Source organism: Anaerolinea thermophila (genome assembly GCF_020723905.1).
Taxonomy (GTDB): Bacteria; Chloroflexota; Anaerolineae; order Anaerolineales; family Anaerolineaceae; genus Anaerolinea; species Anaerolinea thermophila_A.
Window position 1 is genome coordinate 208,204 of record NZ_DYHZ01000001.1, and the last position, 8,284, is coordinate 216,487.

At 53.9% G+C, this 8,284-nt stretch carries 8 protein-coding genes; 7 read left to right on the plus strand and 1 reads right to left on the minus strand.

Annotated elements, in window-relative coordinates; all coding sequences use genetic code 11:
* Position 1: 1 nt before the first annotated feature.
* The 6 genes from LHF31_RS00910 (at position 2) to LHF31_RS00935 (ending at position 6,862) form a co-directional block, all read left to right on the plus strand.
* Complete coding sequence (locus LHF31_RS00910; protein ID WP_298004873.1) at positions 2–1,408, plus strand: ROK family protein; 1,407 nt, start codon at positions 2–4, stop codon at positions 1,406–1,408.
* Positions 1,405–2,292, plus strand: a complete 888-nt coding sequence (locus LHF31_RS00915) for a PIG-L deacetylase family protein (protein WP_298004876.1) — start codon at positions 1,405–1,407, stop codon at positions 2,290–2,292. The genes LHF31_RS00910 and LHF31_RS00915 overlap by 4 nt, the downstream gene beginning before the upstream one ends.
* 65 nt (positions 2,293–2,357) lie before the next feature.
* Positions 2,358–3,725 carry an ABC transporter substrate-binding protein gene (locus LHF31_RS00920; protein ID WP_298004879.1) on the plus strand — a complete coding sequence of 456 codons (1,368 nt, stop codon included), beginning with the start codon at positions 2,358–2,360 and terminating at the stop codon, positions 3,723–3,725.
* Between the two features lie 76 nt (positions 3,726–3,801).
* Positions 3,802–4,956 carry a carbohydrate ABC transporter permease gene (locus LHF31_RS00925; protein ID WP_298004882.1) on the plus strand — a complete coding sequence of 385 codons (1,155 nt, stop codon included), beginning with the start codon at positions 3,802–3,804 and terminating at the stop codon, positions 4,954–4,956.
* A gap of 10 nt (positions 4,957–4,966) precedes the next feature.
* Complete coding sequence (locus LHF31_RS00930; RefSeq protein WP_298004885.1) at positions 4,967–5,809, plus strand: carbohydrate ABC transporter permease; 843 nt, start codon at positions 4,967–4,969, stop codon at positions 5,807–5,809.
* Between the two features lie 18 nt (positions 5,810–5,827).
* The gene (locus tag LHF31_RS00935; protein WP_298004887.1) at positions 5,828–6,862 is read left to right on the plus strand and encodes an SIS domain-containing protein; all 1,035 of its coding nucleotides are present in this window, start codon (positions 5,828–5,830) and stop codon (positions 6,860–6,862) included.
* 27 nt (positions 6,863–6,889) lie between these two features.
* Here LHF31_RS00935 and LHF31_RS00940 read toward each other — a convergent pair whose 3' ends face one another.
* Complete coding sequence (locus LHF31_RS00940; RefSeq protein WP_298004890.1) at positions 6,890–7,261, minus strand: NifB/NifX family molybdenum-iron cluster-binding protein; 372 nt, start codon at positions 7,259–7,261, stop codon at positions 6,890–6,892.
* 242 nt (positions 7,262–7,503) lie between these two features.
* On the opposite strand from LHF31_RS00940, the gene LHF31_RS00945 reads away from it, so the two are divergent.
* Positions 7,504–8,208 carry an AAA family ATPase gene (locus LHF31_RS00945; protein WP_298004893.1) on the plus strand — a complete coding sequence of 235 codons (705 nt, stop codon included), beginning with the start codon at positions 7,504–7,506 and terminating at the stop codon, positions 8,206–8,208.
* Positions 8,209–8,284 lie beyond the last annotated feature (76 nt).

Sequence of the window (8,284 nt, forward strand, 5' to 3'; positions counted from 1 at the left end):
GATGAGTTCTACCCTGCCCTTTCCCGAGCCACTGATCAAACCGCCCCTGGATTCAGCCTTCCGACCGGCTGTGCTGGCAAACCATGCCTTTCAGAAACGGCTGAGCGGAGCAGGTGTACCGCTGGCAATTGCTCTGGAGCGAGAAGACGGGCAGGTTTCGCGGTTTGAAACCCGCGTTTTCCCTGATGACCATCCCCTTGCCGTTCAGAACTATTTCTATGTCGAACGTTTATTGAAATTTTTACTGTGGCAAAGAGGCGCTCACACCGTGTACATTGGGGGAAATCTTTCTCTTGCGCAGGAACTTGCCCGTACATATGGAGAGAACGGATCCCGTCATTTCGATGCCCGATTTCTGGGGGAGAAAGTCTATGCTCAGCCATTTCGTCTGCTCCCCTGCGCCTTCGAGGAAGTGCCCACCAGCCGGGAAACCCGCAGATCTCTTGGAAGGCATCTGGAAGGATGCCGCATTGGATTTGACCTGGGTGCATCCGACCGCAAGGTAAGTGCGGTGGTGGACGGCGTGCCGGTGTACAGCGAAGAGGTGATCTGGGAACCGCGCAAACACGCCGATCCAGCGTATCACTACCGCGAAATCCTCACTGCCCTGAAAACTGCCGCCAGCAAAATGCCACGTGTGGATGCCATTGGAGGAAGCGCGGCAGGCATTTATATCCACAACCGCCCACGGGTGGCATCACTCTTTCGCAGTGTACCCGAGGAACACTCTGGAGAAATTTACACACTTTTTGAACGGCTTCAGGCGGAAATGGGCGTCCCGCTGGAAGTCATCAACGATGGTGATGTGACCGCGCTGGCAGGATCCATGGCAATTGGCGAGAACGCTGTGCTGGGGATTGCGCTGGGTTCCAGCGAAGCCGCGGGATATGTGGATCCGCAGGGTGCCATTACAGGATGGTTGAACGAACTGGCATTTGCTCCCATTGATTACAGTCCTTCGGCTCCGGTCGAAGAGTGGTCGGGAGACCGGGGATGCGGCGCCAGTTATCTATCTCAACAGTGCGTATTCCGACTTGCTCCAATGGTGGGCATTGCCCTCCCTCCGGATGTTCCCGATGCCGAACGCCTTGCTTTCGTTCAGAAGTTTCTGCACGAAGGACACGAAGGAGCCGTCCGCATCTGGCAAACCATGGGCATCTATCTGGGATATGCGCTGGCGCATTATGCGGACTTTTACGAGATTAAACACGTGCTCATCCTTGGGCGCTGTACCTCTGGGGAAGGTGGCAATCTGCTCATGGAAGGCGTTCGCTCGGTGTGGCAGGCAGAGTTTCCCCATCTGCTGGAACACATTCAGGTACATTTACCCGATGAAAAAATCCGCCGTGTAGGGCAATCGGTGGCTGCCGCCAGTTTACCCGAACTCATCAAGGAGGACAAACCATGAAGTTCCATCAACCATCCGCAGAAATCTTCATTCCCGACGGTGCACCTGTGGAAGAGGCGCTCGCGCGCACCACGCATTTGTGCATTGCCGCGCATCAGGATGATGTGGAAATTATGGCGGCAGAACCGATTCTGTCCTGTTTTCAACGCCGCGATCAGTGGTTTACTGCCGTCATTGTCACCGATGGACGCGGATCACCGCGCGATGGTATATACGCTCAGACCAGCGACGAGGACATGCGCCTCATTCGTTTCAAGGAACAACGCAAGGCGGCTGTGGTGGGGGAATATTCGGCATTAATCTTCCTGGATTATCCCAGCAAAGCCATCAAAGACAGCACTCTGGAAGCGCCCGTTGCCGATTTGCTCGCTATCCTGCAAGCCACACATCCTCAACAGGTATACACCCACAACCTGGCCGATAAACACGATACCCATGTGGCGGTGGCCCTGAGAACCCTCTCTGCCCTGCGGCGTTTGCCCGTCGAGCAACACCCTCAGCGAGTACTGGGGTGCGAGGTCTGGCGTGGGCTGGACTGGATGGAGGACAATGATAAAGTCGTGCTGGATGTGTCTCAGCATGAAAACCTGCAATATGCCCTCCTGGGGGTGTTTGATTCGCAAATTGCCGGCGGAAAGCGTTACGACCTTGCCACCATGGGACGCCGCCGCGCCAACGCCACCTATTTCGAATCTCATGGGGTGGATCTCTCCACGGGCATGTCCTTTGCTATGGATCTCACCCCATTGTTGCAACAACCCCAACTCTCTCCCACCGAACTGACGCTTACGCTCATCCAGCACTTTCAGGAAGACGTGCTGAAGCGTCTGCAAAGACTGGGAGAATCCCCAACCCCGAAAGGAGGTGATTCCAGGCAACATTGAAGCGATCCATCCACATTTATCTCATCCTTTCACCTGTAACAAGAGATTCAGAAGGAGAAGGAACCATGAAAAAGCATTTGAGTGTTGGATTGACTCTGCTGGTGCTGTTGAGCCTGGTGCTCAGCGCCTGCGGTACGCCTGCCACTCCGACGGCAGAACAACCTGTTGAAAAGCCAGCCGAACCCACTAAAGTTCCTGAACAGCCCGCGGCGGGGGTAACCCTGAAAATTTACCTGCTGGACTACACTCCGGACACCATTGCATGGCTGAAGAGCGAAATCAACCCCGCCTTTGAAGCCGCTCATCCGGGTGTGAAAGTGGAAATCACCGAAGGGTCCTGGTCCGGATGGGATACCACTTTCAGCGGCTTCTTTGCCGCCGGTCAGGGACCAGACATCATCAACCTGGGCTCAGAGATGAACACCCTCTACGGCGAAAGTCTTGCCGACATGGAACCCTACCTGGGCGAAGCCGCCTGGCCCGAGATTAAGAATTTTGGCCCGGCACTGGAAAATGCAAAGTACAAGGGGAAATTACGCGGTTTGCCCATTTTCACCGCCCCGCGCTACGTCTTCTGCCGAACCGACCTGATGGAAAAATCCGGATGGACTAAGGGCACACCCAGGAACTTTGCGGAATGGGTCGAGTTCGCCAAGAAAGCCACCATCATCGATCCAGCAACCAACTCGCTGGTTCAGCAAGCCCTTGTGCCCGTGGATGCCGGCTCCATGGCAGACTGGCAGTGGTGGCTGCTGGTATTCTTCTCGCTGGGCGGAGAACTGTATAAAGCCGACGGCACTCCGAACTTTGACTCGCCAGAAGCCCTGGCAACCACCCGATGGATGCTGGAAATGCGTCAGGCAACTTACGGACCCTATGCCAATGCAGTGGGTTCCCTGCCTACCGGTCAGGGCTCTGTCATTGACGTAAACGATGAGACTGGAAAAGATAACGGTGCAGTCTGCCTGGCACACTCCGGCTGGGCAGCGCCCCCCTTCAACCGCCCGATCTGGGAGAAGATCAGCATTGATCCATTCTATGGCGATCCTGTGAACTTCCCCAAGAGCAAGCCGGTGGTTCTGGCGTTCAATGACTGGCTGGCAGTGCCGGAATACAGCCCCAACAAAGAACTGGCGGCAGACTGGCTCAAACTGGCGTTCACGAAAGAAGCCAACCACAAGTGGAATGAGACCATGGGCTTGATTCCTGCCCGCAACGATGCGCACTATGGCTACGTCACCGATACACCGCAATTGAAGCGGGAAGCCGAACTGGCATCGCAGTACGGGGTAGGATTTGCTGGTATCCTCGAATCGGCGAAGTTGTCCACCATCATGCAAGATGCGCTGGGTAAACTCATCACAGAAGAATTGACCCCCGAGGAAGTGGTGGCGAAGATACAGGAAGAATACTCCGCCGCGTTAGGGAAATAATCCCATGACCCTGATCCGGTGGGAGCAGTTTTTCCTGTTCCCACCGGATTCTTAACCCCGCAGGGAGGCTTGCCCCATGATGAAAAACCCTTACCTGGACACTCTGATGACTGCAGGTTTAACGGTAGTCTTCATCGTCCTGACCAGTTACGGACTGGCAGTACTGGCGCGGCAAATTCAACGCTGGCGTGGTGCATCCCCAAAGGTTCAACAGGATACCTTTGCAGGATACTTATTTGCCGCCCCATGGATTACTGGCTTTCTAATTTTCGTGGTCTTTCCCCTGCTGGCTTCGCTGTACTGGTCATTCACCGATTTCCGGATTGCCTCCGGTGCCAGCCCACAGTGGGTTGGGTTCAGCAATTACGCCCGCTTGCTGTTGAAAGACACCAGTTTTCGAGCCTCCATTGTAAATACCCTTTTTCTGGTCGTCGTTGGTCTGCCGTTACAAATCGCCGTTGCCCTGTTCCTGGCGGTTATTCTGAACCAGAAAGCGCGCGGTGAAAAAATCTTCCGCATGGCATTCTACCTGCCGGTCATTCTCGGTTTTAACGCCGCTGTTTTGCTGTGCTGGCGGCTTATGTTGAACACAGGCACAGGCATTATCAATCAGATCCTGCGCGCTCTGAGCCGTGCCTTTCCGCCCTTTGATTATCTTTTGCGGGCAGGCATCTTTATTCAGGAACTTATCAGCGCGGTTTTCCTCGGGATCGGGAGCGGAAAATTCAACCTGCTGATGAAAATCTGGGAAGCCGGATTCCCACCCCCTAACCGCGTGCCCCTGTGGATTCAAAGCCCGCTGTGGTCAAAGACCTCAGTGATTCTGTTGATGATCTGGGGATGCGGCGCAATGATGATGATTTTTCTGGCAGGTTTAAATAACATCCCAAAAGAACTGCATGAGGCGGCTGAAGTTGATGGCGCCAACCGCTTCCAGCGCTTCTGGAAGATCACCTTCCCTTTGCTCACCCCCTATATTTTCTATAACCTTGTGGTTGGAACCATCAATACCCTGCAGATTTTCGAGCCGATTTACGTGCTGTATCGCGATAACCAGCCACTGGTATCGTCCGCTATTTCCATGGTGTATTATCTCTGGCAGGTCAGTTTCCGTCATTTTGAAATTGGCATGGGGTCTGCCATTTCATGGCTGATCATGCTCCTTATTTTGATTGTCACCCTGATTCAGTTCCGCCTGCAAAACCGCTGGGTAACTTACGAACTTTATTAAGGGAGAAACCATGCGCACCTCTACTCATATTTTCCAGCGAGTTCTGTTGTATTTCCTCCTCACCGGCATGACGGTGCTGATGAGTTTCCCCCTCCTGTGGATGATTTCTTCCTCACTAAAAACTCTGGAAGAAACCAACGCCCCAGGCATCATCTGGATTCCTGCACACCCCACCTTTCAGGCATACCTGCGCCTCTTCCAGAACAGTGATTTCCTGCGCGCATATTTCAACACCGTGTTCTATACCGCGCTGGCGCTCACCGGCACCCTGATTTCCATCGCCTTCGTGGCATATGCTTTCAGCCGGGTGGAGTGGCCCGGCAAGAATCTGGTGTTTTTCCTCATGCTCTCTACCATGATGATTCCCCCCCAGGCTCTGATTGTGCCTCAATATGTGTTCTTCAATAAACTGGGCTGGGTTGGCACCTTCAAACCACTGATCATTCCGGGTTTCTTTGCGGGTGGTGCGGCAATGGTGTTTTTGCTCCGGCAAGCCATGGCGCAAATTCCCAAAGAGTTGGACGAAGCCGCCTTTGTGGATGGCGCCAGTCACCTGCAAATCTGGTGGGAAATCGTCATGCCGTTGATGAAAACCCCGCTGGCAACCGTCGCCACATTCCTGTTTGTTGGTTTCTGGAACAATCTGCTCACCCCGCTGATGTACCTGCAAACGGTGGACCTGTATACCCTGCCGGTGTACGTCTCCACGCTGTACAATATCAATCTGACCGTTCAGCAATGGCCCACCATCATGGCAGCAGCAGTGCTGACTACCGTCCCGCTGATGGTGGTATTTTTCTTCTCCCAGCGCTTCATCCTTGAGGGAGTCGTGGTATCTGGATTGAAAGGGTAGAACACTGAAGAGAGTCGTATGAATCTGCGAGAAGAAATTTTGGAACAACCCGAACGCCTCAGCCATCTGCTGGAAAGCCAGCAAGAGACCGCCCGAAAAATTGCACAAACCATTCGGGAACGGCAGATCCATTATGTGGTCATCGCCGCAAGAGGAACTTCAGACAATGCCGCCCGTTACGCCACCTATCTCTGGGGGGCGTTCAATGCCCTGCCGGTAGCGCTGGCAACGCCTTCCCTCTTCACGTACTATCAGAGTCCGCCGAAAATGCGCGCGGCGCTGGTGGTGGGCATTTCCCAGTCGGGACAATCTCCTGATATCGTGCAGGTTATCGAAGAAGGAAAACGCCAGGGATGCCTGACACTGGCAATCACCAATGCAGCCGATTCCCCCCTGGCACAAACGGCGGAATACCATTTTGACATTTGTGCGGGGGCAGAGAAAGCCGTTGCCGCAACCAAAACCTACACGGCACAGTTGATGGCAATTGCCATGCTTTCTGCCGCGCTTGCCGGCGAGTCTGCCCTCTGGGATGATCTGCACCGTTTGCCTGAATGGTCACAGGCTGTCTTCCAAAACGAGGAAAAAATCGAACAGGCGGTTCAGCGCTATCGCTACATGGAGCGCTGTGCGGTGCTGGGGCGTGGATATAACTATGCCACTGCCTTTGAATGGGCATTGAAACTGAAAGAACTGACTTATGTGGCAGCAGAACCCTATTCCTCCGCAGATTTCCTGCATGGTCCCATTGCCATGGTCCAGGAAGGCTTTCCTGTGCTCATTGCAGCCCCACAGGGAAAAATTTTTCCTTCGGTGTGGCAAACCTTCCAGCAACTGCAACATTTAAGGGCAGAGACGGTGATGATTTCCAACGATCGGCAAGCCCTGCGTCAGGCAACTACCGCCCTGCCCATTCCCGAGGGCGTGCCTGAATGGCTCTCCCCTCTGGTGAGCATCATTCCCGCTCAACTTTTTACTTTTTACCTCACGCTCGCCAAAGGGTACAATCCCGACCGTCCCCGCACGATTTTTAAGGTAACCCGTACCGAATAAAAAGCCCCGCGAGGCAGGTGCCAGGCATCAGTGTGCATGGACACGGCGCAGGTCAGAATGAAGCGTTCCTTGCAGATACGCCTGCAATGCCTTTTCAATGGAGCGCTCCCCTGTCAGAATCACTTCCAGACCCTGTTCCTGGGCGCGGTTAAAGGCAGGAGTACCCATCCCGCCTGCTATTAATACCTCACAATCTTTCAGCAAATCGAACATGGCGTGGGAATGATGCCCACCGTGTTCGTGATGAGGCTCATCCTCATGGTGCAGATGGACTTCTTTTTCACGCAATTCCGCATTCACCACAACCCCATCCTTCACCTCAAGCACTTTGAAAAAGCGCGCCTGTCCAAAATGGGAAAAAATCGTCTCGCCGTCCTGTGTGGGAAAAGCCAGTTTCATGAAAACCTCCGTATATGTTTCCATAAATTGGATGCAACTACCCTGACCTGGTTACATCATTCCTGGAAACACCCCCATAATGGATTGAATCTCTCGCCTGAATATGCTATTCTATGTATAGACAATTCCCCGGCATAGCACGGCTACAAAATCGGGCGGAGAATCAGCGTCAAGCCTGATTTATCAAATTGCCCCCGCCTTCCTCTTGGGTTCTTGAGCAGTGACTCAAATGGAGGTGTGGTATGGCAACGATCACCATTTCACGTCAGTTTGGCAGTGGTGGAGACGAAATCGCCCGCATGGTCGCAGACATGCTGAATTACCGCATGTTTGATAAATGGATGATTCTCAACGCGGCAAAAGAAAGCGGCCTTTCCGAACAGGAAATCATTGATTACAGTGAAGATAACTACCGGGTCCGCGGATTTCTGGAAAGATTATTTGCTCGCACCGCTCCCATTTCGATTACCTACGGGATCGTTGAGGAGCCATACAATGTGCATCTGCTGGAGCAGGAATTAAGCGAAGAAACTGCCCTCCGCCTGGTGCAGAGAGCCGTCCAGAGCGCCCATGCCCAGGGCAATGTGGTGATTGTAGGACGCGGCGGGCAGGTGATCCTGCAAAGCGAACCCAATACTCTGCATGTGCGCATTGAAGCCCCTCTGGAAGACCGCATCCTGCGCGTCAAACAGCAAATCCGTGAACAGAACCATCGTGGTTTTGCCGATATTCAACCCCGCCGTCAGGCGCAGAACCTGATTGAAGAGCGCGACGCGGCATCGGCAGATTATATCAAGCGCTTTTACGAAGCCAACTGGGCAGACCCCATGCTCTATCACATGGTGCTGAACACGGGCAAACTCTCGCTGGAACAGGCGGCTCATCTCATCGTTCAGGCCGTTCATGAACTGGAAAGCCGCTCCCAACAGGCGGCTCAACCCGCCTGATGTTACGCCCCCCGCGATTGCGGGGGGCGTTCTACATGATTCAAAACCAGACTTCAGCCCGGAGTGATTTCTCCTG

Excerpts from the sequence above, each read along its gene's own strand:
- LHF31_RS00910 (WP_298004873.1), top strand. The coding sequence starts at position 2 with ATGAGTTCTACCCTGCCCTTTCCCGAGCCACTGATCAAACCGCCCCTG.
- LHF31_RS00915 (WP_298004876.1), top strand. The coding sequence starts at position 1,405 with ATGAAGTTCCATCAACCATCCGCAGAAATCTTCATTCCCGACGGTGCA.
- LHF31_RS00920 (WP_298004879.1), top strand. The coding sequence starts at position 2,358 with ATGAAAAAGCATTTGAGTGTTGGATTGACTCTGCTGGTGCTGTTGAGC.
- LHF31_RS00925 (WP_298004882.1), top strand. The coding sequence starts at position 3,802 with ATGATGAAAAACCCTTACCTGGACACTCTGATGACTGCAGGTTTAACG.
- LHF31_RS00930 (WP_298004885.1), top strand. The coding sequence starts at position 4,967 with ATGCGCACCTCTACTCATATTTTCCAGCGAGTTCTGTTGTATTTCCTC.
- LHF31_RS00935 (WP_298004887.1), top strand. The coding sequence starts at position 5,828 with ATGAATCTGCGAGAAGAAATTTTGGAACAACCCGAACGCCTCAGCCAT.
- LHF31_RS00940 (WP_298004890.1), bottom strand. The coding sequence starts at position 7,261 with ATGAAACTGGCTTTTCCCACACAGGACGGCGAGACGATTTTTTCCCAT.
- LHF31_RS00945 (WP_298004893.1), top strand. The coding sequence starts at position 7,504 with ATGGCAACGATCACCATTTCACGTCAGTTTGGCAGTGGTGGAGACGAA.